We start from the raw sequence: 26,867 nt of genomic DNA, 5'->3' as shown, positions 1-26,867 counted from the left end.
CCATTACAAAAGCCTTTAAAGCCATCTCAACACAGAAAAAATATAATAAATACAACAAAGTAGAAGCAATTTAGCTCCAAAAAAATTACTGTATTTGATATATATTTCAACTAATTAGCTATCATTCTATAGAAATTAGATAAAAAAGAAACCCTAAAATCAACAAAATTTGCAACTGTGGATTTTTTACTACAAAAAAACATGCTTATTTCGCACAATCTTTTGAATATTTTTTCCAAAATCTCAGCGCATAACGCCACTCTGTTTTAAGAAGCGGATAAAATGAGTGCATCCATTTTTACAGACTAAAAGAAATCCATTGAACGTAGAATCTCGCCAACAACTTGTTAAAGACATCAAAAACTGGGGCCGAGAACTCGGTTTTGCCGATATTGGTATTGCTTCTATAGACCTTTCTGCTTATGAAGCAGATTACTTCAACTGGATTGGCGAAAACTATCATGGCGACATGACATACATGGAAACCCATGGCATCAAACGTACACGCCCAAATGAACTCGTGCCCGGCACGCAATCCGTCATCAGTGTTCGCATGAATTATTTTGATGGTGATGCACAATCCGCCATTGAAGAATTACAACAGCCAAACCAAGCCTATGTTTCGCGTTATGCCTTACATAAGGACTATCACAAACTCATGCGCAAACGCCTGCAACAACTGGCCGCTAAAATTCAAGAAAAAATACCAGACTTCAGCTATCGCGCTTTTTCAGACTCCGCACCCGTACTCGAGAGACCCCTCGCCCAACAATCTGGGCTTGGGTTTATCGGTAAAAACAGCTTAATCATTCACCCCCGCGCAGGTTCTTGGTTTTTTCTAGGTGAACTATACTGCAACCTTGATTTGCCAAATGATTCACCCTTTGAAAAACAAGGTTGTGGCCCTTGCACTGCATGTATAGATGAGTGCCCGACACAAGCGATTTTACCTAACAACCAAGTGGATTCTCGGCGCTGTATTTCTTATCTCACTATTGAGTACCATGGTTCTATTAACGAAGAGTTACGCCCATTGATTGGAAACCGTATTTACGGTTGTGATGACTGCCAGTTGGTTTGTCCGTGGAATAAATTCACCGAACCAACTCAAGAAAGCGCCTTTCAAGCAAAACAATCTCGCGCACATTTAGATAAAACTTCATTACTCGAACTTTTGGCTTGGGATGAAGACCAGTTTTTAAAACAAATGGAAGGTTCGCCAATCAGAAGGATTGGCTTTGAGCTTTGGCAACGCAATCTATGCATTGCTATTGGCAATGACGAATACCGTCCTGAAAATCTATCTGCATTATCAAACCTACAAACGGGTTCAGCACTCGTCAAAGAACATTGTGATTGGGCGATTGAACAGCAACAGCAAAAACTAACAAAATCTACCAGGCTGGGGGCATTCCCAACACCTGGCAAACCTGCTGTTGCACCGAAATACTACCTACCTAAAAGCAAGCAAACTAACTAGGCTCTACAATCTATCAAAAATAGACCCTTGAGATGCTGTAAAGAACTTCTCATACAAACGAGAAGCATAGGTATTGGTCATACCTGAAATATAGTCAGAAATAATGCGTTGTTGTACTCGCTCGGATTCAGCGCGTTCATATTTATGATACGTATTGCGTGGCAACAAAGCTTCTGGGTTAGCGCGTAGTGATTTAAACAAATCCAACACAATCAACTGCCCTTTGTACTCCATACCTTTTACTTCCGGCAAGGTAATCACGTGCACATAAACAAATGTTTTCAGCAGCTCCAACACTGCCATTTCCGATTCACCCAGCTTCGCTTGATAGCGCAATAGTGGATGTTCAAAAAGCGGATTCTCATCCACAAAAACACTTTCCACCATAATGCCGACCATTTTACTAATGGCATGCTTGCGATCTTTTGAGCGAGAGCTGAACAACATATCAGTCATTTCACTACCCCAAAGTGGATAGTGTTTAAACACCTCATTATTCATGACTTCTTCTTGCCAAAGGTCACGTTGCACCATTCCCATCGCCACTGCATCTTCAAGATCGTGAATACCGTAGGCAATGTCGTCTGCCAATTCCATAATGGTCGTATCAAACGCTTTATATTGCGTTTTATGGAAGTAGCCTTGTTTGTCATCAGGCTTTTCGCTTGCTAACAACTTAGTAAACAATTCTTTATCTTGATCGGAGAACATATCCAACACCCAATCAAACTGCTCACGTTCTTCCATATAAACGCTCGCTTTAGGCGGATACCAGCGGCTCATATCCAAAGTACGGAAGTCAAAGGCATCTTGTTGATGAATGCGCGCTTGATAATCCGAACTCTGCGCCACCACCTCATCGTAAATCGACGGATACTTCAGCACACCCAAGGTTGCACGGCGAGACAAATCAATACCATTTTTTGGCGTGTACTCTCCCAACCGAGAAAGAATACGCAACGTTTGCGCATTGCCTTCAAAACCACCATGCTTACGCATCATATAGTTCAGTGCCACTTCGCCGCCATGGCCATAAGGCGGATGCCCCAGATCATGCGCCAAACAAATCGCTTCTATCAGATAAAACGACGGCAACCAATCCATATAATCTTTACCATCGCCCACCGTAATCAACTGCTCCACCAAACCAGAACCGATTTGCGCCACTTCCATTGAATGCGTTAAACGCGTGCGATAAAAGTCCGATTCATTCAATCCGAAAATCTGCGTTTTCGCCTGCAAACGACGAAACGCCGCTGAGTGAATAACCCGCGCTCTATCTCGCTGGTAAACAATACGCGAAGGACGCGATTCTTTGCTCTCCAAATAGTCGGTATAACGTTGTGTCCAATCAAACTCTTGTTCTTGTGCAGAAATCGTCACGAATCTTCCTTTTATCTCAAACGCTTGTCGCAATAGGCATTTATGGTAGATATATTTTGCGACCATCATAACCAATTTCGACCCATTCACCAATATATTCAGACTTTTCAGCCCCTTAGGCGCTGGTTTTCAGTCTATATTTTTTTTGAAAAAGCCATAAAAATCTGCCAGGCTGGGTCAAAGAATGTTTAAATAATGCTAAGCTTTACAGACAAAAAATAAAAAGCAAAGTTCAAATCAGATAACGCACTTCATGATGGACATAGGAGATTTCCCCATGAAAACAGCAGTATTAGGTCTATTAACTTTCTTAACTTTAGCGCTAACACTACCCATGCTAAGTGGTTGTGAAAGTGCAGAATACACAGCATGTAAAGACAGAGCCAGTGCCCTTTGGGACAACACCAAAGGTGGCGATCCTCACAAAAACGACGCCTATTGGGCCGCCATTAAAAGATGCAAAGAAAAATACAACAACTAACCCTCTGCACTTTTATCACTACTTAAAACGCACTTAAAATGTACCACTCAGAAAAATTCAACAGTATCTCCCACCTTGTCGGCACCGTACTCGCCGTCATGGCATTCGGGTCTTTAATCACCGTCGGCATACAGCAACAAAGTATCCCATTATTTATCGGCTTCGTTATTTTTGGCATCACACTGGTTTTGCTCTATAGTTTTTCCACGCTTTACCACAGTTTCAAACACCCATTGGTCAAACGCATTTTTCAAAAGCTAGACCATATTGCTATCTACCTACTCATTGCCGGAACCTATACCCCATTCACCCTAGTTACCTTGATGGGTAATGGTGGTCTCTGGATGCTCATTGCCATCTGGTCACTTGCCATCGTTGGCATCACCCTTGAGCTGGCCATCAAAAAACGTATCGAATGGTTACAACTCGGCATCTACCTCATTATGGGTTGGCTCGTCGTTTTCGATTTCGCAGCCCTAAAAGCCGCCCTACCCGCTGCCGGGCTTTACTGGCTAACCGCAGGGGGTCTTGCCTATACCATCGGTATTATTTTCTATGTATTGGATGACAAAAACCTACTCAAACACGCCCACGGCATTTGGCACCTGTTTGTATTGCTTGGTTCCTTTAGTCACTTTATCGCTATTATTGTCTACGTCAGATAAGCGTTTATTTTCCCTTCAGCCAAACCCACCTCAAACCACACGCTTCAACCACATAGTTTTTCAAAATACGCTTTTCGACATGCTAAAATATCGACTTTTAACGTTACACTTAATTCAACTGATATTTCATCGTTAACACCCAAATTTAAAGAGTCTTGTCCACGAAATGAAAACCTCTAATCTATTACTAGCCACTACCCGAGAAACTCCAGCCGATGCCGTTGTTATCAGCCATCAATTGATGCTCCGCGCAGGACTGATTCGCCCACTTGCAGGCGGTCTTTACAACTGGCTACCGCTTGGGTTGAAAGTGCTGCGTAAAGTAGAACAAATCGTTCGTGAAGAAATGAACCGTTCCAACGCCCAAGAGTTGTTGATGCCTGTCGTCCAGCCACTTGAGCTATGGGAAGAATCCGGTCGTGCGCAAGACTACGGCCCAGAACTATTGCGCTTCAAAGATCGCCATCAACGTGACTTCGCCCTCGGCCCAACGCATGAAGAAATCATTACCGATTTGGTTCGCAAAGAAATCCGCAGCTACAAACAACTGCCTATCAACTTCTACCAAATCCAAACCAAATTCCGTGACGAAATCCGTCCACGTTTCGGTGTGATGCGTTCACGTGAATTCATTATGAAAGACGCCTACTCTTTCCATATGGATCGCGACAGCCTGCAAGAAACCTACGAAGAAATGTACGATGCCTATAACCGCATCTTCACTCGCCTAGGGCTAAACTTCCGCCCAGTACAAGCCGACACAGGCTCTATCGGTGGCGACGGTTCGCATGAGTTCCACGTATTGGCAGACTCAGGTGAAGACGACATCGCCTTCTCTACCGAATCAGACTTCGCGGCAAACGTTGAGCTGGCAGAAGCCCTAGCGCCAAAAGGTGAACGTGCCGCACCAAGTGAAGAACTCACAAAAGTAGAAACACCAAACAAACACAGCATCGAAGAAGTGTGTGACTTCCTACAACTTAAGAAAAAGAAAGTCCTCAAAACTTTGTTGGTGAAAGGCGCTACCGAAGCCGCACCTGTGGTTGCATTGGTTGTGCGTGGCGATCACGAACTGAATGAAATAAAAGCCGAGAAATTGGAATTGGTTGCAGAACCTTTCGAGATGGCGACGGATGAAGAAATCAAAGCCGCCGCAGGTTGCGGTGCGGGTTCTATTGGCCCTGTGGGCTTGAATATTCCTGTGATTGTTGACCGCACAGCCGCACACGCTGCGGACTTCGTTTGTGGTGCCAATGAAGATGGCTTCCATTTCACAGGTGCAAACTGGGACAGAGACGCTACCCCGACTTTGGTTGCAGACATTCGCAACGTGGTCAAAGGCGACCCAAGCCCATGTGGACAAGGTAAAATCGAAATCCGTCGTGGGATTGAAGTCGGTCATATCTTCCAGTTGGGTAACAAATATTCCACTGCTTTGAATGCAACTGTGTTGAATGAAAACAGTCGTGCGCAAGTATTGGAAATGGGTTGTTACGGTATCGGTATCACCCGTGTGGTTGCCGCTGCCATCGAGCAAAACCATGACGACAAAGGCATTATCTGGCCAGAAGCACTAGCACCTTTCCAGGTGTGTATTGTGCCAATGCAAATGCACAAATCACCACGCGTAGCAGAAGCCGCTATCAAAATGTACAACGACCTTAAAGCCAAAGGCATTGAAGTGTTGTTTGACGACCGTAACGAACGCCCGGGCGTCATGTTTAACGATATGGAGTTAATCGGTATTCCACACCGCATCGTTATCGGTGAACGCGGATTGGACAAAGGCGAGATTGAATATAAATATCGCCGTGATGAAAAGGCGCAGGATATTCCAGAAACCGAGTTTATGGATTTCTTGCTTGGAAAACTAAGCAACAACTAAGATTAAGAGCGGCTTTTTAGCCGCTTTTTATTGCAAAAAACTGTCTCAATTTTTCTAAATCGCTATATTTAAGAAATGAAAAACCACACAGAAATACTATTCTAGGAGTGAAAGAGTCAAATGTTATTAGTTAACAGGATGTTAATTATGAGTGTTTTTACAAAAACTCTCCATTTAATTAAGAATGAAAAACTAGGCATCATAAGCACATTTACCTTACCGATTGCCTTCATTACTGTTCTTAATATGATAATAGAGAAAAAAATCAATCTTGCTATGCATAAAACTCCATCGCTAGTAGGAATACACCTCATCGAACAATTGTTGAGCCAAAACATTATCTATATCTTAATTGTCCTAATTCTCTATATATCATTCACAATCAATATTTGTCGGTTCACCATCCTAGGAAATGAATCCGTGCCAAGCTTTGGAATCTCTACGCCCCGAAAAAGGGAGTTTCTGTTTTTCTTATATTCTCTTGTTTTGTTTTTTATTTTTACATTAGTCATCATAACTTGCCTGTTAATCCCTATTATCGGCATATTTATTGGCTTTTTTATAATTGTGGTGTTATCAGCAAGACTATATTTTATATTTCCAGCCATAGCAATAGATGACAAAGCTAGCAGAAGAGAAGCTTGGAAAATATCAAAAGGATACACATTGAGTATTGCAATAATTATGCTTCTATTCCCATACCTTGTAACCCTTCCCTTTGAAATATTGATAAACTCAGTTCCCCTATTTAGTAGCTTTTTTAAATCAACTCCCGCGGGGGAGATTACATCAAGCGTAGTTAATTTATTATTTTATGCCTTTAACTGCATGTTAATGGCTATGAGTTTTAAAATAATCAAAGAACAACATCAGGAAGAAGTGCTTGAAGCTTAAAAATAAATATTGCTGAATGATGAAATGAAAATCGAAATTCTGGTAACCACAAGAGTAAGCAATGCAAATCAATGGGGTCAGACCCCATTGACTTTTGATTGAGTTACACAGGAAGGTCAATGAATATACTTAAGGAATTTACCGAAGTTAAAGCTAACTTTCAGAAGAGCAGTATATTATTCAAAATAATTTCTGTACTTGGATTCTTTCTCAGCTTCAGCTCATTAACCTCAATTTCTAACTCAATAGTTGAATGGAAGGGTTTCATACTGGATGCACTGAATTTTTACAATTTTTATTACGTTAATACCATCAGAAGCTTTTCAGGCATGATAGGACTTTCATACCGACCAGTTGAAATCCATGTCGCCACTGTATCATCGATTTGCATGATAACTGAAATTCGCGCACAAAAATCTACGTTGGAAAGCATGAATCGAAAATATGACTCAAATGATAAACCGCAACTTCTTTCTCTGTGGATAATAGGGGGTGTGACGGTGTCGGGTCTTTGGATATGGTTTGGACTTTTTGAACCAAAGATTCACGCATTGTTGAACATTATTTTTCTGATACTCTTGCCTATATTCATGACTTTACCAACATTTATACCTTTAATGCCTAAACCTAGTTTTGATAACCTCATGAAAGAAGCAAGCGCAACCTATTTCAAAAAATACTATTTTTACTTAGGTTCTTTGTTCCTAGTTGTTTGCATTTTAGCTGCTATAAACACAGGAATTCATAAAAGTGCTCAACCAAAAAGTTCTCAAGTAATTATCTACAGCAATTAATTCAAGAAATCAATGGGGGCAGACTCCATTGATTCGTGTCAGATAAAACTAAATCATAACAAGACAAAAAAGCCAGATACTGTCTGGCTTTAATATTTCGAAACATGGCTATTTAGTCTGTTGGTAAGGACTTAATCCATACCTTATTGGTTAGGAACGAAGGAATCAGCAATCGGTTTCGTTTCGTGTCATACCCTAAGTCCGCTGGTGATTTCAGCCCTGTAAAGAGGGTTTTCGGGTTGGCGTCGGGTTGAATTTCCTTGATCGCTTGCGCTTTCCAGCTAGAGAAAATCACATTGCCCTTGTTGTCCATAATCAAACCGTCCAGCTTGTTATAAGGAAAGGCTTCAGCCCCTAACCATTCACCGTTTAAGTCGAAATGATGCACTTGACCGCTGGCGATGGTCACCACAATCAACTGACCGTCTTTTTCCAAAATACCGTTTGGACGACCTAAGTCTTTGCCTTTGGTCAGGGTTTTGATTTTCCGCTTGGCTGACACATGATAAATCGCATCCGTACCGGCTGGCTTGAAGCCAGGTGCCACCCCACTGTCAGTGACCCACACGCCGCCTTTTGATGAAGGCGTCATGCCATTTAAAAATGAGCTGCCTGCAATAGGATAATTGGCAATCGGTTTGCCCGTGGTCAAGTTAAAGGTACGAATGGTGTCGATATCGGCAACGTATAAGGTATTTCCATCAGCGACCATGCCTTTGGGTGCATTTAGGGTTACCCCTTTCTTACCCCCCGCAATCCATTTTAAATCCAGTACTTTACCTTCTGGACTAAGCTTAGAGATAAAACCATTATTGTCTTTATCAAATGGGCTTCCATTAATATTGGAAACCAAATACGAATCACCTTGAGGATTGTATTCAACCGACTCCGGCGTTTGAAAGCCTACGTCTTTTACAACAATATCCGCTGCAGAAGCCGTTGTTAAAACAGAAGACAATAAAACAGTACCTGCAAATAAAAACCCTAATGTTGCAAACACTTTCTTTTTATTAAAAACTTTAACACTCATAACAAAACTCCAAATTAATACACCCGTTATTAACACTTAATCATGAGCAAACTTCGTCACCTCAAAGACAATTCGATTTTAGCAAAATTATTCTCTACAACGACAAATATACTTGTGAATTACCCACCCTTTCAACATATGTAAAAAGACAAAACCTACTGATGTTATTGACTGTAAATCACAACCATTTCATCAACTCCTTTTAGGCTCTCTAAAATCATTATTCAGAATTCAATAATATTATTATTTTCTTTTATATAACAAACATATACAGCATAAATTAATTCAATAAATGCCTGATTAATATTGTGTATAGTTATTAATAACCTACCTGAATAGTAGGAAATAATAAATAAGACAACTAATTGAGTTACCACTAAGGAGCCTTTGCAGAAGTCAAAGCCTCTAAATTTGCAGGATGCAAATAAAGGAGAACATATGCCACAAGCAATTTCATCTTCAAACTTACATGACTCTCATTTACACGATCACTATCTGGAAAACGGTGAACACCTGATTTCACATGATGCGAAAGTTTCAGATATCGGGATTTGGTTGAAAAAAGCCTGGGACGACATTCCCAATGCACCGGGAGTATCTTTGTTCTACGGTTTTATGATGTGGTTTGCGATATTGAGTGTTTTCCTGCTGTTTCACCAAGAGCCGGTTTGGATTTTTAAGTTATCGACTTTTTTTGTGATGCTTTCTCCTTTCCTCGCCACTGGCCTGTATTACATTGCACAGCAATTGGAGCAGGGAAAACAGCCTTCTTTGCGTGCCTCTATGCTTGCTTGGTGTAACAACACCTCTGAAATTTGCTCTTTCGCTTTGGCGCTTGGGTTGATTACGGCAGCTTGGTCGTTGGCAACCCCGCTTATCGCTGCCCTCTCTCAAGCTGGTAGTCTTTTGATCGTAAACCCTGATGAAGGGGTTTTGGGCTTTTTGAAATCTGAAGCCGGGCTGAAATTCATGGTGTTCTTTATGATTGGCGCCTCCATTGTGTCGGCATTTGTATTTAGCATCAGTGTCATCACCCTGCCAATGTTGTTGAAAACCCCAAAAGTTGGCGTGATTAATGCCATGATCTTGAGCTTTAAGGTGGTGATGGAAAACAAATTGGTGATGGCTGCATGGGCATTGACCATTGCAGTACTTCTAACCATTGGTTTGGTGACGCTTGGCTTTGCAATGCTTATCATCATGCCGCTACTGGGCTATGCTAGCTGGCATGCTTTTAATCAACTGATTGAGTTTGACAACGCGCAATAAATTTAACACACGAAACACGTCGCCATTTCTCATGGTAGGCGTGTTTTTATTTATAAACCTACCCTTAATCACACACATCATTCGCTACCCCAGCCTGGTAGATTTTCACACCCTTTTCGCCCTTTTTTATCAGACTAATCTGTCTCCATTAATTTGGCTTTGATTTTTCTATTCAAACCCATTATTTGCACCAATATTCCTTCATTAACCTCATAAAGGTTTGATATATATTTGATGAAAAAATGACTGATTCCTGAAGATGCAAGTCACCCTGTTTTTTAAACTTTCATTCGGCGTATAGTGAAATTGAGTGAAAAACTTACTCGGGTTACTTTTTCTCTTTTAATGCTATGAAAATTCAGAGGTGACGTATGAAAACACAACTGATTGGAATATTGTTGGCAGCAGCCTTTAGCACGACTGCTTTTGCAGGTAATAACCTAAGCTCGTTTAAATTTCCGACCCCTAGTTCCGCCACGGGTGCCGGTTTTGAAAGCTGGGCTAAGGATGTTTTAAGATATGGTGGCCAAGGTGGCGGAGCCCTTGCTGGCGAAGCGATTGCCTGGGTTAAAAAAAGCAATCAAATCGATAAACAACACTCCTAATTCAAAATAAACGGGGCAAAGTAACGTTATTTTGCCCCATTCATAAATACCTAACCTTTGTTCATCCGCCTACACTTTTGACCCAGCCTGGCAGATTTTTAGCCCGAAACATCGGTGCAATCAATCATCCGACCATTTAAAAAAGTAGGCGCCAATGGCGATAAACAAGGCTGTCATCACACTTAAAACAATGATTGGTTGCGTTAAGTCAACCAAGCCTTTGCCATCAATGGTAATGGCGCGAACGGCTTCTAACATGTGCGTTAGTGGAAACAATTGCGCAAAATACTTTAAGGGCGGATAACTGCCGTCCAACGAAAACCATACACCTGACAATAGCATCATCGGCCAAGTCAACAGGTTCAACAACCCGCCTGCCAACTCTTCGGAGCTGACCCGTGCGGTGACCATCAAACTCATGGCGATCATCGACATACTGCCCAAAACGGTCACAAACAATAATGCCCAATAACTACCATTCATCGCGAAGCCTAAAATCGCTTTGGACACCATAAAGATAACCGCCGAGATAAACACGACGATAAACAGCCTTGAAATCAATTGAGCCAAAATAAACTCAACGGGTTTTAGAGGCGTTGCATTCAGTCGTTTGAGATAGCCACTACGACGATAGCGGACAATCACAAACCCCACACCAAACAAGGCTCCGAACATGATGTTCATGCCGAGCACCCCAGGAATCACCCAGTCGATATATTTAATCGGGTGGTTTTCGGTATCGTGACGTTTGAGATGGGCATCCAGACTTTTCAGCAATTTCTCCATCATATAGCCATTGGGAGAATCGTCATTCACCCAATAGCCTTGTTCAGCTTTTGGCGTGCTGGGATTTAAGTTGATGAGTAAATCGGTTTGGTGACGCGCCACTTTGTTAATCGCGGTTTGTAGATTATCGACCGCATAAAAATGCACGTGCTTTAATGAAAAAATCGGGTTTAATTGCGCATTCATCTCACCAGCAGGTTGATAAACCGCCACTTTAAACAACGGCTTGTTGTCACCGTAAAAAGCCAACGCCAAGGCGAATACCAAAAAGAAAGGCATTGCCACACTCCAACCGAGTGAAGCCTTGTCTCGAAAGAACTCTAGGTTACGGGCATGAATCAGGATAAGTATTCTTTTAAACATGCGACTCTCCAGCGTGTGCTTGTTCGTTCTCTTGTTGGGTCTTTAATCCACTTGAATCTTTAGCCGTCAACTCTAAAAACAAATCGTCCAAGGTGCGAGAGCGGATTTTCAAATCGGTTAGGTCGATACCTGCATCTATCAAATTGTGCAGGGTTTGATTCATGGTGCGGGTAAAAATCTCGGTTTTTTCACCCTGATGAAAATGAACTTCTGTCGGTTGATAATCCCCTAAAACTTTTGTGGGCAGTTCCAAAATATTGTCGCCAAAATGCTGGGTCAACAGGTTGTCAGGCGTACCTTGGGCAATCAACTTGCCGTGCGCCATAATGGCGATTTCATCGCATAGCAAATAGGCTTCTTCCATGTAATGCGTGGTGAGGATAATGGTTTTGTTTTGCGCTTTGATTTTTTGAATCAGCGACCAAAACTGGCGACGCGCTTGCGGATCTAAGCCAGTCGTCGGTTCGTCCAGAAAAATGACTTCGGGATCATGAACCAATGCCAGTGCCAGCAATAACCGCTGACGTTGCCCACCGGATAATTTCGAGGCGTCTTGCGCCAAAAAGGCGGTTAAGTCGCAATCCAAAATCAAGTCCTGCAAATCGGTATGCCGATCATAAAAACTGCGGAATAACGCTAAATTGTCCGACACGCTTAAAAAGTCTTGTAAGGCGGTGCTTTGAAACTGAATGCCAGCCACTTTTTTGAAGTCCGCAGTCATGGGCTGGCCGCGAAATAAGATTTCGCCTGAAGTCGGTTTTTTCAGGCCTTCAATCATTTCAATGGTGGTCGATTTCCCTGCACCGTTTGGCCCGAGCAAACCAAAACAACTGCCTTCTTCAATGGCAAAATCAACACCATCCACCGCAGTTAGTTTGGGATACTCTTTTCTCAAGGCTTTCACTTCTATAATGGCTGTCAAAATAACCTCTTTCTCAAAAATAGATGACACTCGATGTTGTTATTGTTTCACACTTACCGAAAAAACTCGACTGGCTAACGACCCCAGCCTGGCAGATTTTTGGGCTTTCGATGATTTACACATTTACTCTCCAAAGTGAAAAGCGTAAACTTGCATTCTTCCTTGTTTAACCGATTGATTTGGCTTTTCAAGCTCAACTACCAAGCTAAACAACAAACAAACCCGCGCTGACCTTTCTTATCAATCCGTCTAGCGCATAGTGCAAGCGTAAGACTTTTTGACCTTGCCATAAATCATAATGATATTTCCCGACGCTTAGAGACCTTAAATGAAAAAAACCTTTAAATTAACCGACGAAAAAATTGCCCCTGCCAGATTGGTTGAAGCCATTAAAAATGAAGTGCGTAAATACTTGAAACGTGAACGCAGACGTGCCCTGCCTGTGGATGCGGACTATTGGGATTTTGATTGCAAATTCGGCGCCACTGCGGCAGATAGCCAAGTGATTCACGTCAAAGAAATTGACCAGTACATCAATCAAGCGGAAGCGGATAAACTGGAAAGCTTTTATTTGGAAATACTTGCCAAACCTGCGGTACGAGGTCAAGCTTCATACAGTGATGAGACTATTGAAGAGATTGATGAGGCTGATGACGAATAAAGCGTCTGACCACCCTCTTTAGCAGCTACCCCAGCCTGGCAGATTTTAGAGTTTTTTAGCTCTAAACTATGGCTGGGCACAATTCAGTTCTAATCAACTCACCGAGCTCTTTTACCAAACCAAATCGTCTGGTATCTCAAACTGAGCGTAATAATCTTGATCTTCTTTTGAAAGGGATTTGTCCACGCCTGCAAGTGGAATCAGCACGTCTTTATCGCGTTGTTCAATCTTTTCAACCGCCGTGTCCGGCACCAGGGCATAATCACCATTAAAACGGGCAATGCGGATTTTATCGGCAACCAATCGTTTATGAATCTCTGCATTAACGTAGAGTGTTTTAACTTTACTGTCATCGGCAAAGTTGTAGGCGATGTCGCCATTGGTGTTTTTTAAGCGGTTGGATTCGATGACTTGGCGTAGCTCAGCCTGCAAAGCTTTCTTGGCTTGCTGTTGTTGACGCTCTAAATTCAACTGGCGATCACGTTCGGCTTTTTGTTGTGCGGCCTCGGCAGCCAGCTTAGCGGCTTCGCTTTGTTGCACCTCGCCCTTTTTGCCTTTGTTTTTCTTGGTTTGCTGATACTTTTCTTGCTTGGCTTTTTTGGCTTTTTTCTCATCCACCAAACCGGCTTTTTTCAGCTGATCAAATAACGATCCTGCCATAGTCATTACCCATCTCTATAAAATTAATGGCAGTATTTTACCCTATCAATCAACGCTCCGATTGAGTACCTGATTTAAAAACCTTTATTCTCAAACGATATTTTTCAATAACGCTCTTCGTAAGTTTTGCTTGTTTAAATTAAACGGTTTATTTAAACTAACAAACGTTAGTTAGCTAAATTAAGGATAGGCAAACATGGATAGAATTATGAACAAGGTTTGGGGTTATTGGTTTATCACCGATATTTTATTGATATTGGATGTGAGCGGTTGGCACTATGGTTTGCCTTTGGCAACGGCTTTGACGGTGGTACAAATCTTTCATTTTTATGCGGAGAGCAAGTCCATCACGGCCTTTCCGGTCCAGGTTCGCATCGCTTATACCCTCTTGCTGCTCATCGCTTTCTGGGCGCCTATGTATTGGGTGTTGTATTTCGTGATTCTAGGTACAACCGCAATGGTACTGTTTGACTACTGTTTCTTGGCGCGTTTTATGTCGCTTATGCCGTGGAATCACGCTGAACGCTATTCACTTTCAATGATTTTCCGCACTTTTTTCAGCAAGCCTGTTACTGGCTCGGTTCAAAAAGTTTAAGCCTATCATCAATAAGGAGGCAAAGATGTCTTGGTTAAAAAACACTTGGTTTAGAGACCCTAAGGAAGAAATTCTTTTTATCAATGATACAGCGGTGCGCATCCGTGCAGGGATGATGCTGTCGATTCCGCTGTTTATGGCGTTGACCTTATTTGATGTGGCTTACACTTCACCTTGGATTGTGAACCCGAATAGCATTGAAGACACTTACGAGGTGAATGATGCCTCGCAAATCATCTATTCGGGTGAAATGACACGCCGTACTTATGACTACACGGTGCAAACGACCTTGTTGCTCTACGGTTTGTTTGAGTTGTTTGCGGGCATGTTTGTGTGGACGTCTCGTTTATCGCCAACCATTCATCTATCCACTTACCTTGCGCGCAACAAACGCCCAGAGTGGAAACCGCTGACACCAAAACGCTTCGCCTGGAGTTTGGGGATAAGTTTGGTGACTTTGTGCTTGGTGTTTTTCAACCCTGATACGGTTGCGAACTGGGTCAATGCACTCTTGGGTGCGAATACGTTACCGACAACCTATAACTATATTCCCTATTGGTTTCCGGTGAACTTGGTTTGGGTGTGTATCGCACTAATGTGGTTTGAAGCTGTACTTGGTTTCTGTTTAGGTTGTAAAATACATAGCCTATTGGTTTGGATGGGCGTGATCAAAGAACCCTGTTACGCTTGCAATAATATCGACTGGGACGCAATCAAACGTAAACACGAAGCGACATGACAACAAACAACACACAACAACGCATCTTAGAAACCGCTGCGGCACTTTTTGCCAACAAAGGCTATGATGCGTTGACGATGCGTGATATTGCCACAGCCTGCAATATCAAAGCGCCCTCGCTCTACAATCATTTCAAAGACAAGCAGCAACTCTATTTGGCGACATTGAGATTTGTCTTCACGCGTGAAGGCGATGCGCTGATGGCGTGCCTTCAATCAGACTTGCCTGCACAACAAAAACTGGATGATTTTATTGCCTTGGCTTGCCGCCAGATGGCAGGCAGTTTTATCTTCCGCCAACTGTTCATTCGCGAACTGCTTGGGCAAGATGAGGATAGATTGAAGTTTTTGGCTAATGAAGTGATGTTGGATAATTGCCTTGCTTTGCAAAAGGTGTTTGTTGACATCAATCCCGATTGTGACCCGCATTTTTTGACGACCAGTTTGATGTCATTGCTATTTTTTCACTTTCAATCCAACGCCTTACGCTTGCATCTACCCGGTGGTAGCGAAGAAACTCAGTCGATAGACTACTTGACAAAAAACATCCAACAAATGATTAACCATCATTTGAACTGCTAATTACTCTAAAAGGAAACCCAATGTTTGCCGTTGTTATCACTTATAAATGCCCAATTGAAGATGTTGAAAAATACCACGCGGAACACGTCGAGTTTTTAACCAAACAATATGATGCAGGCGTATTTGTCGCCTCCGGCAGAAGAAATCCAAGAGTTGGCGGTGTTATCCTTGCGTCAGGCGTAGAAAAAGACGAGTTGGAAAGTATTCTGGCGCTTGACCCTTTCAAAAGAGAAAACCTTGCTGATTATGACGTGATCGAATTCATACCAAGCAGAATGCAACCCGGCTTTGAAGCGTTTATTGGCGAATAAGGTTACGACCAGTTTTTTTATTCCAGCATACAAATTCACAATATTGAAAGATTTCTGCCCAACTAGACGCGTTAAGATAAGCACTCATAACACCGAAGTATGGAAAGCAGAATGAACTCAACGCAGAAAGAAATCCTCAGCAAAGTCCCCGAAGTCACCCTCGTATATTGGATCATCAAAATCTTCGCAACCACTTTAGGCGAAACCGGTGGGGATGCCGTTTCCATGTCTTTGGGGCTGGGCTATCTCGAAAGCACTTATATTTTTGCCGCAGTTTTCGTCATAGCAGTTGCCGCCCAAATGTTTGCCAAAGCATTTCACCCGGTGATTTACTGGACAACGATTATTGCCACCACCACTGTCGGCACGACCATGGCGGACTTTACTGACCGTTCTTTGGGTATAGGGTATGCGGGTGGCTCGACTATTTTGTTGCTGCTGCTTTTGAGTTCACTATTCATCTGGCGCAAGACACTGGGAACGGTTTCCATTAACTCGGTCAGTTCACCGAAATCCGAAGCTTTTTACTGGCTGACGATTATGTTCTCGCAAACGTTGGGGACGGCTTTAGGCGATTGGGTTGCGGATACGCAAGGTTTGGGCTATGAAGCGAGTATATTTATCTTTGGCGGTGCGCTGGCCTTGATTGCTATCGCCTACTACAAAACCAAAATTTCGCACGTGGTGCTGTTCTGGTTGGCGTTTATTTTGACGCGTCCACTGGGTGCGGTTGTCGGTGATTTCCTAGATAAACCAGTGGCAAACGGTGGCTTGGAATTGAGCAGATTTTCAGCAACCGCCACACTATTGTTCTTGATTATTTTCTTCCTATTCGCCTTCAAGCAACGCGCAGCAAAAAGCGGACATTAAACAAATCAAAGCGATGACCCCAGCCTGGTAGATTTTAGAAACTTACCCTTCAGAAATATCTCGAAAATAAGCTGCCGGTGACTTGCCTAGTTTTTTGCGGAACATGGCGATAAACGCGCTGGGGCTGTTATAGCCCAAGTCAATCGCAACGTTAGTCACCGATTGCCCTTGCCCTAGTCGATCTATCGCTTCAATCAAGCGTAACTGATTGCGCCATTGCCCGAAATTCATGCCGGTTTCCTTGTTGAATAGTCTTGCCAAAGTTCGACTACTGGCTCCGACATAGGATGCCCACTCTTCCAGAGTTAGGCTGTTATCAGGGGTTTGTAGCAGTTCACCGATCACTTTGTTTAGTTTCGGATCTTTTCCCATTGGTAGGTGCAAGATTGTTGGCTGTGCTTCTTTGAGCGTGTCCAGAATCACCTGCATGATTCGGTATTCACTGGAATCCGGTTGATATTCATTTCCGATTGAAACGGCTTTTAAAATCAACTCCCGCAGCAAAGTGGAAACATTAAAAACACAAACGTTTTTGGGTAAGTCTGCTGTTGCCGTAGGATCAATAAACAGATTGCGCACCGACACCTTATTGACCGCCAAAGTCTCATGCATGACACCGGATGGAATCCACACCGCCTGAGAGGGCGGCACCAGCCAAGTACCTTCATCAGTCAACACTCTCACTACGCCATTAATGGCGTAAATCAATTGCGCTCTGGGATGGTTATGAAACCGCGTTTGTCTCGCTTTTTGCATTTCCACAGCGCGAGCCAGCACCGGCCGGTTTTCATCCAGATAGTAAGAAGCTGGAGATGGCGGCTCGATTGCCTGTGATTCACTTGTCACTTTTTCGATATTCATTGTCAAATTGTAGCAAGACAGCCCCCGTAATTTTCAAGAAAATACTCATAACCGATTATTTTTGGAGCAAGCCATGTCATCCATCACTCAACACAAACCTGCTTACTTGTCTTTTTCAAGCTTAGTGGCTTTGTTTGCTGCCATCTCCGGCATCGTAATCATGTTTTTCCCTATCTTGAATTTACCGGCAGAACAACGGCATGTCGCTGGGCTGGGCATTATTATCATCAGCCTTTGGGCGACGGCAAAACTCCCCGAGCATTTAACAGCCGTGTTGTTTTTCCTCGTCGCGATGTTGATGAGTCTGGGCGCGCCTTCGGTAATTTTTTCAGGCTTTGCCTCTTCGGCTTTCTGGATGGTTTTTGGTGGTTTGGTGATTGCATCCGCAGTAAAAAATACCGGGTTAAGCGACCGCATCGTTCACAGTGTCGCAGACAAATTGAACGGCAGCTATGCACGGCTGGTGTTAGGTGTCATCGTAGTGGGCATTTTATTGGGCTTTGTCATGCCGTCGGCAACTGCACGCATTGCCTTGCTGATTCCCATCATTATTGTCATGGCAGAAGGCTTTGGCTTTCACAGCGGTTCAAAGGGCAGAACCGGGTTAGTGCTGGCCGCCATTTTCGGCACTTTTTTCCCGACCTTTTCGGTGCTTCCGAACAACGTACCCAATATGGTTTTGGTGGGAAGTATCGAAACCCTTTATAAAATCGAACCACTATACGGTGAATACCTCATGCTACATTTTCCAGTATTGGGATTGTTGAAAGCCTTGATAATTTGGGGATTGATCTTGTGGCAATTCCCGGACACACCCAAACCTTATGTATCACCCCATGAAACCAAACCGCCTTTCACCAATGCACAGTTCAAAATGTCGGTGATTCTGGTGCTTACCGTCGGCCTATGGTTAACAGATTTCATACACCATATTTCTCCAGCATGGATTGCGGTAGGCGCGGCCTTTTTGTTATTGCTCCCCGGGTTTGGCTTAGTGAGCAGCAAACAGTTTAATGATGACATCAAACTCCCGCCCTTTCTGATTGTTGCCGGGATATTGGGATTGGGAGCTTTGCTGTCCAGCTCAGGATTAAGTGCCGTCATTGCCAAGCAACTGACGCAGATATTACCCTTGTCTGCCGGACACGATTTCATGAACTTTATGTCTCTGGCATTTATGGCAATGACAACATCGATTGCCACCACAACGCCCGGAGTACCCGCTGTATTGACGCCTCTGGCGCAACAACTGGCACAGGCCGCTGGCTTGCCTTTGAACAGCGTATTGATGACTCAGGTGCTGGGGTTTTCCACACCGATTTTCATCTACCAAGTACCACCATTGGTAATTGGAATGCAGTTAGCAGGTGAAAAGATGATTCACGGCATGAAGCTGGTACTGATTTTGGCTATAGCAACGGTTCTGTTGCTGCTACCACTAGATTACTTCTGGTGGAAACTGCTTGGCATGCTATAACCCAACGACCCCAGCCTGGTAGATTTTTAGGCTTTCACCGCTACTTTTCTACCGGGCGTTTTTGCAGTTTTCTTTGCAGGGTACGGCGGTGCATATTGAGTGCTTGCGCAGTGGCGCTGATATTACCGTCGTGCTCAACCAATACTTTTTGGATATGCTCCCACTCAAGGCGTTTCACAGACATAGGTTGAAAATCATCTTCAACCTCTTCTTCACTCATTTCTTTTGGCTCTTCATCGGTAGTGTCTGAGGTTTCTGGTTGTAGTGCTTTTAAAATGTCCGCCACAGTTGCTGGTTTGCAAAGGTAGTCCATCGCGCCTAATCGCATGGCTTCTACCGCTGTTGCGACGCTGGCATAGCCTGTCAAAATCAACACTTTGCAGTCAGGGCGTAATTGCAGCAGTTCTTTCATTAGGTTTAAACCACTTTGTCCATCAAGGTTCAAATCCAAAATCGCAAAACCAAATTCTTCTTTATCGATTAACCCCAAAGCTTCTTCAGGTGTAGATGCGGTTACAACGGTTAGCTGATGATTGATAAGCGTTTGTTTTAAAACCCTTAAAAATGTCTCGTCATCATCAACAATTAAAATTGGTGAGTTAATTGAATTGCTCATTTGTTCCCTATTGCCTCTGCACTAATTTCTTGAGGGCGAATCAATTCGGTCGGTAGCCATATTTCGGCTAAAAGTCCTTTTTTATCTTCGCCTTTAAGTTGACCTTTATGATTAGAGAAATGCAATTTTCCATGCAGCCGTTCGATAATCATACGGCTGAGAAAAACGCCCATACCTAGGCCATGACTGTGTTCACGAGGTTGCGTCCCTAATACGGATAGCTCTGATTCTAACATACCACCACCAAAATCTTTAATCGTAACTTTGAGTGCTTGTTCATCCAACTGCCATGCTACCTGAATAAAATCTGGGCTGTAACGCGCGGCGTTATCCAACAGGTTCAACAGAGCCAATTTAAAATTAGGATCTGTTTGCAAAACGAAATTTTCAGTTGGTTTGAGTTGTTCATCTATTTTTAGATCAAGCGTGCTTTGTTGTTGAATCAGTGCAAACTCTTGCTTTAATTCCGATAAGAATTTTGACAAGGATACTGGCCTGCTTTGGCTTTGTTGTGCATAATCGGCACGATTTCTAAGGGTATCCAGCGCTTGATTACATACTTTGAGTTGCTCAGCAAATGTCTCTAGGTACTCTTTGCCTTCTTTTGTGTTCACTTCGTTTTTTAATAAATCATTAAGTAGCGCCATCGTATTGAGTGGTGTACTGAGTTGATGCACAGATGACAAAGCTAAACCTGCCATAGACATAAAATATTCGTTTTGAACAGCTAGATTTTTGTGGCGCTCCAAAATTTCTTTTTGTCTTTCCAGCCGATGTTTCAATGGCAAAATAAACAATGCCAGAAACAGTACCAACAACATAAATACCAGCACGGAACCATGCAAATACCAAGCAAAGAAAGCTTGTAAACTTTGTACCTTCATCGACATGATAGGCACATAGTAGCTGCTTAAAAATAAATAGAACAACGCAACGATAATCGCCAAGCTCATAAAGTAACCCGGCGAGAGAATCAACATACCCAATGCTAATGGCAAGAGCAATAGATTCATCATCGGGTTAATAGTGCCTCCGGTTTCGTAAAGAAGCCCGGTATTGAGCAGCATGATCCACAGCAACAATGCCAACCAAGTCAGATTGAATTTGTTATGTGTTCTGTTTTGTAGAACGGGAATATTGGGTAAGAAGTAACTTAGCCCTAGTGTTAGTAAAATGGAACCAAACCAAAAGCCAACGGCCAACACTGAAAAGTTAATTTTTAGATATAGCGAAAACCAAGATAAAGTTGCCAACCAGATAACAGACAAAAACAGCAACATACTGCGATAGTAAGTCAGCTCAGATGAAATATTTCGCCCCCTATTTGCCTTGAAACTTTTAGCCAAAATCTTTTCTCTTATCTAATTCAGAAAACACACCACGCCCCAAAACATTTGTTTGAAACCTAGTGTATAGTTTATTAGACAAAAACCGCCATTTGGCGGTTTTTTTAGTTAAAAAATTCAGTGCTGTTTAGCCATCAACCTGGAATGCATTAAAAATAACATCCATCGCCATATTACGAGCACCATGCGCTAAGCCATCGTATATATCCTTATCCGTCCAACCAAGCGTTTTTAAGGCCACTATGTCTTCAGCAGTAATACTTTTGGAGTTCTGAGTCGCTTTCAACACAAACAACAACATCGCTTTCTCTTTATCACTGAGCGGTGCAGTTGACGGGTCGGCTTTAATGCCTTGGATTTGCTCAATGGTATAACCCGCCTTGTTAATCAATAAGGCTTCATTTAAACCTATGCAGTAATCACATTGATTGTCTTGCGAAACAAGCATCCGAATCAATGCCAATAACGGAAAACTCAGTGATTTGTGTTCCATGAAGTAACTGATATTTCGCCAGTTATCATCAAACAATTCCGGGCTAACACTGTGAAGCTGAAAGCCGGTTGGAACGCTGCCGAAAGTCCAAGTGATTTCATCATAGATTTCAGCGACTCTACCTGTTGCATTTTCAGGTGTGACCAAACTTAATAAAGACATTTTTCTCTCCTTAAAGACGAAACATTAAATAGGATACCGACCGTCCGGTATGTATTTAATTTCAAAAAAATGGCGAACGCTCGCCATCACTTTTTCGACCAAAATTACTGGTCGTTTTTCAAGCTGGCTACATAATCATGCAACCGATCAATACAACTAGCCAATACTTCGGCTGATTGCATATTCTTTGCAGCACCGATACATCCCTCGAAAGCCGCGAAAATAAACAGTGCCGTATCTTTGCAATTTACATCGTTACGAATCTCACCAAGTTGCTGGCTACGAACCAATGCATCTTCAACAACTCCTTGCCAAGTGGATACGACTCTTGCCAAATGATCTTTAAACTGCTCGTCCAAAGGGCTCATTTCCTGAATCAGGTTATTGAGTGGACACCCCAACTCGACTCTAATCAGACTACGTTCTTTGGTTTGCTCAATGGTATCAAGCAATGCTTGCAATGGTGCTTTACTGTTTCTCAAAGGACTGAAAAACCTTTCATCTAACGTCTCGTAAATCACCTCATCAATAACAGCTAAACCCAAGTCTTTTTTATTCGGAAAGTGATGATATAGCGCCCCTTTTGTCAAACCGGTTTCAGATAAAATTGCTGAAAGGCTTGCCGACTGAAAGCCTCGCTTATAGATTTCTTGAAAAGCGCTTCCGAGTAATTTAGAACGACTGTCATCTGGTGTATTTTGTTTCATGGTTTTCATTACATACCAATCGGTATGTTACTGTCAAGAATTTATTTTCTTCGGCCAAAGTATCATCACCAAAGCAGCCATGATGAACAGAATCCCTAACGCCTCAAATTCGTTCGGTCGCTCTCCAAGCTGAATCCAAGCACCCAAAACACCTACTGTTGGAATCAAAAGCGATCCAAACCCGGCTACTTTAGTTGGTAAATTGTGTAGCGCATAAAACCATAACAACCAACCTAACGCACCCGCAGGAATAAGGTTATAGAAAAGCACCCAACCTAAATTTGCATTCCAATTGAAGTGCCATTTATCAAACAATATCGCTGCTATTAATATGGCAATACCACCGTAAAGCATTTGCCAGGCGGTAAGATTAATCATTTCCAACTTGTATAGATGACCATACTTTTTCTGCCAAATAGAACCGCTCGCCCAAGTCAAACCTGACATAACCGCAAAGATACTTGCAGCCATTGCCAAGTGGCCTTCCCAGGGTGCTATCAATAAAAACAAACCTACCGCTGCAACACCTAACGCCCACCATTGCAACCGAGACAAGTGCTCATGCAAAAATAAGTGCGCCATTAACGTTAACCAAATCGGCATGGTAAAGACTAAAACTGCTGTTTCCCCAGCCGCTCCATTTTCAAGTGCCCACATCATAAAACCAACAAATCCAGCGGTTTGCAGTATGCCCAATGGCACCACAAACTTTAGTGGTGGCGATGCCATGGGTTTTCCGAGTAAAGGCAATAATAGAATCAGCAAAATGGCAGGCACTATGGTTCGTATCGCACCAAACCATAAAGGCGCTATATCAGGCAAACCGCCTTTCATAACAACCCAGTTGTACCCCCAAATCAAACCGAGTACTAACAAAGCAATTGCAGGACGAAAAGAAACTTGCGAGGAAGACATAAATAGAAACCCTTCTTTGGGATTAAAGTGGCGGCTTAAACCGCTATAAAACAAGCATTTCAGCCTGAATCAAGCATACCGTTAAAGATAGTGTAGCATACGTTACACTTAGTCCACCAATGCTATATCAGCAAACACTAAAATATTTTTTTATCAAATCACTAAGAAAACTACCGTCTGGGTAAATCCCCTTAATAATCATATTATTAGGTAAATCTTGATTGACTACGTCTTTTAACCCATCTAACATGACTAGCAACCATTACTGATACTCAATCTCGAATGAGGGGGCTATAGAATGCAAATAAAAAAGTTCATTCACACTTTAATGGGAACACTGTTATTACTCAGTGCCCTTACCACCTCTGTTCAAGCCTGCACAGGCATTCGCCTTACCACAGAAGATGGTTCAACCGTTTATGGTAGAACCAATGAATGGGGTGCCTTTGACCTCAACTCAAGAGTAGCTGCAGTTCCGAGTGGATATCACTTTAGAGGATTAACACCAGATGGTAACAATGGTAAAAAGTGGACTGGAAAATATAATTTTTTAGGGCTTGATGCCATCGGCAAAGACGTATTCATTGATGGTATGAACGAAAAAGGACTTGCTGTGGGATTCTTCTACCACAAAGGGTTTGCCCACTATATGAAATACGATAAGAAAAAAGCTCGCAACACTATCACTGCAACAGATATGGTTTCTTATCTTCTGTCTCAATTCAAAAATGTCGATGAAGTTGAAAAGGCTGTGAAACACGTACGCGTTGTAGCGGTTAAAGAAGCTTCTCTTGGAATTCCAGCCTACGCACACTGGATGGTCACAGAAGCTTCTGGAAAATCCATCGTTATTGAATATATAGACGGCAAACTGAAACTCTATAAAAACCCATTGGGTGTAATTACCAACAACCCAACCTACGACTGGCAAATGACCAACCTGCGTAATTACTTAAACCTTAGCATCAACCCCGCCCCTAACAGAAAAATAGCAGGCATAGAATTTACGCCACTAAGTGGCGGAAGCGGTATGGTTGGTCTGCCGGGAGATTTCACTTCGACGTCTCGATTTGTTCGTGCCGCAGTCTGGTCACACACTGACCAGCCATTGAAAAACTCTAACGATGCCGTTTACGAACTGTTCCGAATTCTTGATAACTTTGATGTGCCGTTGAAATCCGCAGAAGGTTCGGATAACAAAGAAAAAAATGTAACAGGCATGCGAAGCTCAACACAATGGACGACAGCTTGGGATCTTAAACATCGAGTTCTCTTTTTCCATACTCAGTACAATCGTAGAGTGCAGGAAGTTGATCTCAATAAAGTTAAGTTTGTCCCTAACACTATTGTCCATACCCCTATGGATCCAACAAAACAGCAAGATATTCATAACATTACTATGAACTTAAAATAACAACCTTCATCAAAAATGGCGAATTCGGCAGTGAATCGTCGTTTCTGATGCAGAAAATGTATCTTGTTAATACACCACCCTACTGGACTCAAACATAAATGGATATTATTTGGTTTAAAACCTTTTTTCTTGTCATCATTTTTATTACAGGTTTTGTGGCTGGCGTTATACCAAGACGTATCGGTTTAACCGAAGCAGGTATAAAACAGCTCACTTTAAGTAATGCTTTTTCAGGTGGGGTATTTTTAGGGGCGGCATTGTTACACCTTCTTCCCGATGCACAAGAAAACTTTACCGCTTACGCTGGTGATGTAGACTTTCCCTTCCCGACATTGGTTGCAGGCTTAGGTTTTATCCTCATTTTATTGTTAGAAAAAGCAGCTTTAAATGTGAAAGAGGAAGATGTTGCCAGCATATCGAAGCAACGTATCGTTTATCCCATTATTTTGTCATTTATCTTGTCGATTCATTCCATCATCGCGGGGATTTCTCTTGGTCTAGAAACCACTTTACTATCAGCAATGGCATTGTTTATTGCCATAATCGCGCACAAAGGAGCCGCTGCTTTTTCACTAGGTGTGAGTTTGAGAGAAAATGACTTTTCAGCTTATCGCCATCTAATAATGATTGCTACTTTTGCAATTATGACGCCCATAGGTTTAGCTTTAGGAACTGCGTTTTCACAAGCACTAACAGACAAAAACGCTTACGCTTATGAAGCTTTATTTGATGCTCTAGCATCAGGTACGTTTTTGTACATTGCGGTGGTTGATATTATGGAAGACGTATTCAAGAAACCAAAGTTCGAATGGAGCAAAGTTTTCTTGATTGCCAGCGGTTTCAGTTTGATGGCACTTATTGCGATTTGGGCTTAAAGACTGGAGTCACAGCTTTAACAACAGCAACAACTAAAGCGCCTAACACCAGACCAATCCCCAAGGTAAACAAGAGTTCATAAACCATTGTCATTAAATGGTTGTTTACAGCCGTCACTTCATACCAATGGTGTAAAAATGGTAGGTGATGAATCAAGATACCGCCACCCACTAAAAACATTGCTACCATGCCGATCACGCCAAGTGATTTAATCAACTTTGGTGCTGCCATTACCAACCCGCGACCAACCATGCGCCATACTTTCTGGAAGCTGCCCTTTCCTTCAGACTGTAGCATCATAAAGCCAATGTCATCCAACCGAACAATCAACGCAACCACTGCATAAACACCAAGCGTCACTGCAAAAGCAATCAAAGCAACCACCAATGCTTGGTATAAGAAACTGACATCTTGCACCGTGCCTAAAGCGATGACAATGATTTCTATGGATAAAATAAAATCGGTACGAATAGCGCCACGAATTTTTGTTTTTTCCAGTTCAGCAGAGGATTTTTTGGATAGCTTTGGCAGCATGGATTCTTGCTGTTCATCTTTAGGTTTGTCTTTGCGATGCTGCCAATCATGAAGTAGTTTCTCAAACCCTTCGTAACAAAGGTAAGCGCCCCCTATCATCAAAACAATGGGGATTAACCACGGCATCAAAGCACTTAGAATCAAAGCAGAAGGCACCAAAATCACTTTATTGAGCAATGAACCTTTTGCCACAGCCCAGATAATCGGCAGCTCTCGCTCTGCCGCCACACCAGAAACTTGTTGGGCGTTTACCGCCAGATCATCCCCTAATACACCGGCTGTTTTTTTAGCCGCTATTTTGGAATAGGCTGCAACATCATCCATTAAACTGGCGATGTCATCTAATAAAACCAAAAGTCCTGCTGCCATTCTTTATCCTTTACTCAGTCTAATCACTATCAAAATTTATCGCAGTTTACCGTAATCCTACACAAAATCTACCAGGCTGGGGGGTAATGGCGTAGCAATTTATTACTTCTATTTCCCCTATTT

At 42.6% G+C, this 26,867-nt stretch carries 29 protein-coding genes; 17 read left to right on the top strand and 12 right to left on the bottom strand.

All coding sequences use genetic code 11. The features are described 5' to 3' along the window. Positions 1–319: 319 nt before the first annotated feature. Entirely contained in the window at positions 320–1,480 is a 1,161-nt protein-coding gene (gene queG / locus N745_RS0104765) for a tRNA epoxyqueuosine(34) reductase QueG (RefSeq protein WP_024850993.1), read from the top strand. A gap of 3 nt (positions 1,481–1,483) precedes the next feature. Here the strand turns inward: queG and N745_RS0104760 are convergent, their stop codons facing one another. Continuing rightward, complete coding sequence (locus N745_RS0104760) at positions 1,484–2,863, bottom strand: anti-phage deoxyguanosine triphosphatase (protein WP_024850992.1); 1,380 nt, start codon at positions 2,861–2,863, stop codon at positions 1,484–1,486. 277 nt (positions 2,864–3,140) lie between these two features. Between N745_RS0104760 and N745_RS0104755 the strand changes: the two genes are divergently transcribed. The 5 genes from N745_RS0104755 (at position 3,141) to N745_RS0104735 (ending at position 7,582) form a co-directional block, all read left to right on the top strand. Beyond that, a complete protein-coding gene (locus N745_RS0104755; protein ID WP_024850991.1) occupies positions 3,141–3,344 on the top strand; it encodes a hypothetical protein in 204 nt (67 codons plus the stop codon). 38 nt (positions 3,345–3,382) lie between these two features. Beyond that, the gene (gene trhA, locus N745_RS0104750) at positions 3,383–4,009 is read left to right on the top strand and encodes a PAQR family membrane homeostasis protein TrhA (RefSeq protein WP_024850990.1); all 627 of its coding nucleotides are present in this window, start codon (positions 3,383–3,385) and stop codon (positions 4,007–4,009) included. A gap of 166 nt (positions 4,010–4,175) precedes the next feature. Continuing rightward, entirely contained in the window at positions 4,176–5,894 is a 1,719-nt protein-coding gene (locus N745_RS0104745; protein ID WP_024850989.1) for a proline--tRNA ligase, read from the top strand. Between the two features lie 147 nt (positions 5,895–6,041). Beyond that, positions 6,042–6,788, top strand: a complete 747-nt coding sequence (locus N745_RS0104740; protein WP_157833745.1) for a hypothetical protein — start codon at positions 6,042–6,044, stop codon at positions 6,786–6,788. Positions 6,789–6,907: 119 nt separating this feature from the next. Next, positions 6,908–7,582 carry a hypothetical protein gene (locus N745_RS0104735; protein WP_024850987.1) on the top strand — a complete coding sequence of 225 codons (675 nt, stop codon included), beginning with the start codon at positions 6,908–6,910 and terminating at the stop codon, positions 7,580–7,582. Between the two features lie 112 nt (positions 7,583–7,694). Here the strand turns inward: N745_RS0104735 and N745_RS0104730 are convergent, their stop codons facing one another. Beyond that, a complete protein-coding gene (locus tag N745_RS0104730; protein WP_024850986.1) occupies positions 7,695–8,612 on the bottom strand; it encodes an SMP-30/gluconolactonase/LRE family protein in 918 nt (305 codons plus the stop codon). 438 nt (positions 8,613–9,050) lie between these two features. Between N745_RS0104730 and N745_RS0104725 the strand changes: the two genes are divergently transcribed. Together N745_RS0104725 and N745_RS0104720 are read left to right on the top strand one after the other, a co-directional pair. Next, complete coding sequence (locus N745_RS0104725; RefSeq protein ID WP_024850985.1) at positions 9,051–9,881, top strand: DUF2189 domain-containing protein; 831 nt, start codon at positions 9,051–9,053, stop codon at positions 9,879–9,881. Between the two features lie 371 nt (positions 9,882–10,252). After that, positions 10,253–10,486, top strand: coding sequence for a hypothetical protein (locus N745_RS0104720; RefSeq protein WP_024850984.1), 234 nt, complete (start codon positions 10,253–10,255; stop codon positions 10,484–10,486). A gap of 120 nt (positions 10,487–10,606) precedes the next feature. Here the strand turns inward: N745_RS0104720 and N745_RS0104715 are convergent, their stop codons facing one another. After that, a complete protein-coding gene (locus tag N745_RS0104715) occupies positions 10,607–11,635 on the bottom strand; it encodes an ABC transporter permease (RefSeq protein ID WP_024850983.1) in 1,029 nt (342 codons plus the stop codon). Continuing rightward, on the bottom strand, positions 11,628–12,557 hold the full coding sequence (locus N745_RS0104710; protein ID WP_024850982.1) for an ABC transporter ATP-binding protein: 930 nt from the start codon (positions 12,555–12,557) through the stop codon (positions 11,628–11,630). Before N745_RS0104710 ends, N745_RS0104715 begins: the two co-directional genes overlap by 8 nt. A 328-nt stretch (positions 12,558–12,885) precedes the next feature. Here N745_RS0104710 and N745_RS0104705 point away from each other — a divergent pair, with 328 nt between their 5' ends. Next, on the top strand, positions 12,886–13,218 hold the full coding sequence (locus tag N745_RS0104705) for a DUF6172 family protein (RefSeq protein WP_024850981.1): 333 nt from the start codon (positions 12,886–12,888) through the stop codon (positions 13,216–13,218). A gap of 111 nt (positions 13,219–13,329) precedes the next feature. On the opposite strand, the gene N745_RS0104700 is transcribed toward N745_RS0104705, so the two are convergent. Next, positions 13,330–13,878: a DUF2058 domain-containing protein gene (locus N745_RS0104700; RefSeq protein WP_024850980.1), complete on the bottom strand. Its 549-nt coding sequence runs from the start codon at positions 13,876–13,878 to the stop codon at positions 13,330–13,332. A gap of 196 nt (positions 13,879–14,074) precedes the next feature. Between N745_RS0104700 and N745_RS0104695 the strand changes: the two genes are divergently transcribed. From N745_RS0104695 to N745_RS0104675, 5 genes are all read left to right on the top strand, one after another. Next, on the top strand, positions 14,075–14,473 hold the full coding sequence (locus N745_RS0104695; RefSeq protein ID WP_024850979.1) for a hypothetical protein: 399 nt from the start codon (positions 14,075–14,077) through the stop codon (positions 14,471–14,473). Positions 14,474–14,498: 25 nt separating this feature from the next. Continuing rightward, positions 14,499–15,212 carry a DUF4395 domain-containing protein gene (locus tag N745_RS11705; RefSeq protein ID WP_038070620.1) on the top strand — a complete coding sequence of 238 codons (714 nt, stop codon included), beginning with the start codon at positions 14,499–14,501 and terminating at the stop codon, positions 15,210–15,212. Continuing rightward, on the top strand, positions 15,209–15,793 hold the full coding sequence (locus tag N745_RS12230) for a TetR/AcrR family transcriptional regulator (RefSeq protein ID WP_051453375.1): 585 nt from the start codon (positions 15,209–15,211) through the stop codon (positions 15,791–15,793). Before N745_RS11705 ends, N745_RS12230 begins: the two co-directional genes overlap by 4 nt. 20 nt (positions 15,794–15,813) lie before the next feature. Further along, complete coding sequence (locus N745_RS0104680; protein WP_024850977.1) at positions 15,814–16,104, top strand: YciI family protein; 291 nt, start codon at positions 15,814–15,816, stop codon at positions 16,102–16,104. Between the two features lie 111 nt (positions 16,105–16,215). After that, a complete protein-coding gene (locus N745_RS0104675; protein WP_024850976.1) occupies positions 16,216–16,974 on the top strand; it encodes a COG4705 family protein in 759 nt (252 codons plus the stop codon). 42 nt (positions 16,975–17,016) lie between these two features. Here N745_RS0104675 and N745_RS0104670 read toward each other — a convergent pair whose 3' ends face one another. Continuing rightward, entirely contained in the window at positions 17,017–17,835 is an 819-nt protein-coding gene (locus tag N745_RS0104670) for an AraC family transcriptional regulator (RefSeq protein WP_024850975.1), read from the bottom strand. A 73-nt stretch (positions 17,836–17,908) separates the two neighbouring features. On the opposite strand from N745_RS0104670, the gene N745_RS0104665 reads away from it, so the two are divergent. Next, positions 17,909–19,312: an SLC13 family permease gene (locus N745_RS0104665; protein ID WP_024850974.1), complete on the top strand. Its 1,404-nt coding sequence runs from the start codon at positions 17,909–17,911 to the stop codon at positions 19,310–19,312. Positions 19,313–19,352: 40 nt separating this feature from the next. On the opposite strand, the gene N745_RS0104660 is transcribed toward N745_RS0104665, so the two are convergent. From N745_RS0104660 to N745_RS0104640, 5 genes are all read right to left on the bottom strand, one after another. Next, positions 19,353–19,928 carry a response regulator transcription factor gene (locus tag N745_RS0104660; protein WP_024850973.1) on the bottom strand — a complete coding sequence of 192 codons (576 nt, stop codon included), beginning with the start codon at positions 19,926–19,928 and terminating at the stop codon, positions 19,353–19,355. Beyond that, the gene (locus tag N745_RS0104655; protein ID WP_024850972.1) at positions 19,925–21,274 is read right to left on the bottom strand and encodes a sensor histidine kinase; all 1,350 of its coding nucleotides are present in this window, start codon (positions 21,272–21,274) and stop codon (positions 19,925–19,927) included. Before N745_RS0104655 ends, N745_RS0104660 begins: the two co-directional genes overlap by 4 nt. 127 nt (positions 21,275–21,401) lie before the next feature. Further along, positions 21,402–21,929: a carboxymuconolactone decarboxylase family protein gene (locus tag N745_RS0104650; RefSeq protein WP_024850971.1), complete on the bottom strand. Its 528-nt coding sequence runs from the start codon at positions 21,927–21,929 to the stop codon at positions 21,402–21,404. 104 nt (positions 21,930–22,033) lie between these two features. Continuing rightward, positions 22,034–22,636, bottom strand: coding sequence for a TetR/AcrR family transcriptional regulator (locus N745_RS0104645; RefSeq protein ID WP_084657305.1), 603 nt, complete (start codon positions 22,634–22,636; stop codon positions 22,034–22,036). Positions 22,637–22,669: 33 nt separating this feature from the next. Continuing rightward, complete coding sequence (locus N745_RS0104640) at positions 22,670–23,551, bottom strand: DMT family transporter (protein ID WP_024850969.1); 882 nt, start codon at positions 23,549–23,551, stop codon at positions 22,670–22,672. Positions 23,552–23,849: 298 nt separating this feature from the next. Here N745_RS0104640 and N745_RS0104635 point away from each other — a divergent pair, with 298 nt between their 5' ends. Both N745_RS0104635 and N745_RS0104630 read left to right on the top strand, forming a co-directional pair. Continuing rightward, complete coding sequence (locus tag N745_RS0104635; protein ID WP_024850968.1) at positions 23,850–24,965, top strand: linear amide C-N hydrolase; 1,116 nt, start codon at positions 23,850–23,852, stop codon at positions 24,963–24,965. Positions 24,966–25,063: 98 nt separating this feature from the next. Continuing rightward, the gene (locus tag N745_RS0104630) at positions 25,064–25,840 is read left to right on the top strand and encodes a ZIP family transporter (RefSeq protein WP_024850967.1); all 777 of its coding nucleotides are present in this window, start codon (positions 25,064–25,066) and stop codon (positions 25,838–25,840) included. Here N745_RS0104630 and N745_RS0104625 read toward each other — a convergent pair. After that, the gene (locus tag N745_RS0104625) at positions 25,821–26,744 is read right to left on the bottom strand and encodes a DUF808 domain-containing protein (RefSeq protein WP_024850966.1); all 924 of its coding nucleotides are present in this window, start codon (positions 26,742–26,744) and stop codon (positions 25,821–25,823) included. The genes N745_RS0104630 and N745_RS0104625 overlap by 20 nt on opposite strands. Between the last annotated feature and the right edge of the window lie 123 nt (positions 26,745–26,867).

The organism is Hydrogenovibrio kuenenii DSM 12350 (assembly GCF_000526715.1).
Lineage (GTDB): Bacteria > Pseudomonadota > Gammaproteobacteria > Thiomicrospirales > Thiomicrospiraceae > Hydrogenovibrio > Hydrogenovibrio kuenenii.
Note: the sequence above shows the minus strand (reverse complement) of the source record. Positions and strands in the feature narration are given on the sequence as shown.

Excerpts from the sequence above, each read along its gene's own strand:
- N745_RS0104665 (WP_024850974.1), top strand. The coding sequence starts at position 17,909 with ATGTCATCCATCACTCAACACAAACCTGCTTACTTGTCTTTTTCAAGC.
- N745_RS0104755 (WP_024850991.1), top strand. The coding sequence starts at position 3,141 with ATGAAAACAGCAGTATTAGGTCTATTAACTTTCTTAACTTTAGCGCTA.
- N745_RS0104645 (WP_084657305.1), bottom strand. The coding sequence starts at position 22,636 with ATGAAACAAAATACACCAGATGACAGTCGTTCTAAATTACTCGGAAGC.
- trhA (WP_024850990.1), top strand. The coding sequence starts at position 3,383 with ATGTACCACTCAGAAAAATTCAACAGTATCTCCCACCTTGTCGGCACC.
- N745_RS0104640 (WP_024850969.1), bottom strand. The coding sequence starts at position 23,551 with ATGTCTTCCTCGCAAGTTTCTTTTCGTCCTGCAATTGCTTTGTTAGTA.
- N745_RS12230 (WP_051453375.1), top strand. The coding sequence starts at position 15,209 with ATGACAACAAACAACACACAACAACGCATCTTAGAAACCGCTGCGGCA.
- N745_RS0104705 (WP_024850981.1), top strand. The coding sequence starts at position 12,886 with ATGAAAAAAACCTTTAAATTAACCGACGAAAAAATTGCCCCTGCCAGA.
- N745_RS0104670 (WP_024850975.1), bottom strand. The coding sequence starts at position 17,835 with ATGAATATCGAAAAAGTGACAAGTGAATCACAGGCAATCGAGCCGCCA.
- N745_RS0104680 (WP_024850977.1), top strand. The coding sequence starts at position 15,814 with ATGTTTGCCGTTGTTATCACTTATAAATGCCCAATTGAAGATGTTGAA.
- N745_RS0104695 (WP_024850979.1), top strand. The coding sequence starts at position 14,075 with ATGGATAGAATTATGAACAAGGTTTGGGGTTATTGGTTTATCACCGAT.
- N745_RS0104625 (WP_024850966.1), bottom strand. The coding sequence starts at position 26,744 with ATGGCAGCAGGACTTTTGGTTTTATTAGATGACATCGCCAGTTTAATG.
- N745_RS0104720 (WP_024850984.1), top strand. The coding sequence starts at position 10,253 with ATGAAAACACAACTGATTGGAATATTGTTGGCAGCAGCCTTTAGCACG.
- N745_RS0104730 (WP_024850986.1), bottom strand. The coding sequence starts at position 8,612 with ATGAGTGTTAAAGTTTTTAATAAAAAGAAAGTGTTTGCAACATTAGGG.
- N745_RS0104660 (WP_024850973.1), bottom strand. The coding sequence starts at position 19,928 with ATGAGCAATTCAATTAACTCACCAATTTTAATTGTTGATGATGACGAG.
- N745_RS0104725 (WP_024850985.1), top strand. The coding sequence starts at position 9,051 with ATGCCACAAGCAATTTCATCTTCAAACTTACATGACTCTCATTTACAC.
- N745_RS0104745 (WP_024850989.1), top strand. The coding sequence starts at position 4,176 with ATGAAAACCTCTAATCTATTACTAGCCACTACCCGAGAAACTCCAGCC.
- N745_RS0104675 (WP_024850976.1), top strand. The coding sequence starts at position 16,216 with ATGAACTCAACGCAGAAAGAAATCCTCAGCAAAGTCCCCGAAGTCACC.
- N745_RS0104735 (WP_024850987.1), top strand. The coding sequence starts at position 6,908 with ATGAATATACTTAAGGAATTTACCGAAGTTAAAGCTAACTTTCAGAAG.
- N745_RS0104715 (WP_024850983.1), bottom strand. The coding sequence starts at position 11,635 with ATGTTTAAAAGAATACTTATCCTGATTCATGCCCGTAACCTAGAGTTC.
- N745_RS0104700 (WP_024850980.1), bottom strand. The coding sequence starts at position 13,878 with ATGGCAGGATCGTTATTTGATCAGCTGAAAAAAGCCGGTTTGGTGGAT.
- N745_RS0104630 (WP_024850967.1), top strand. The coding sequence starts at position 25,064 with ATGGATATTATTTGGTTTAAAACCTTTTTTCTTGTCATCATTTTTATT.
- N745_RS11705 (WP_038070620.1), top strand. The coding sequence starts at position 14,499 with ATGTCTTGGTTAAAAAACACTTGGTTTAGAGACCCTAAGGAAGAAATT.
- N745_RS0104740 (WP_157833745.1), top strand. The coding sequence starts at position 6,042 with ATGAGTGTTTTTACAAAAACTCTCCATTTAATTAAGAATGAAAAACTA.
- N745_RS0104650 (WP_024850971.1), bottom strand. The coding sequence starts at position 21,929 with ATGTCTTTATTAAGTTTGGTCACACCTGAAAATGCAACAGGTAGAGTC.
- N745_RS0104635 (WP_024850968.1), top strand. The coding sequence starts at position 23,850 with ATGCAAATAAAAAAGTTCATTCACACTTTAATGGGAACACTGTTATTA.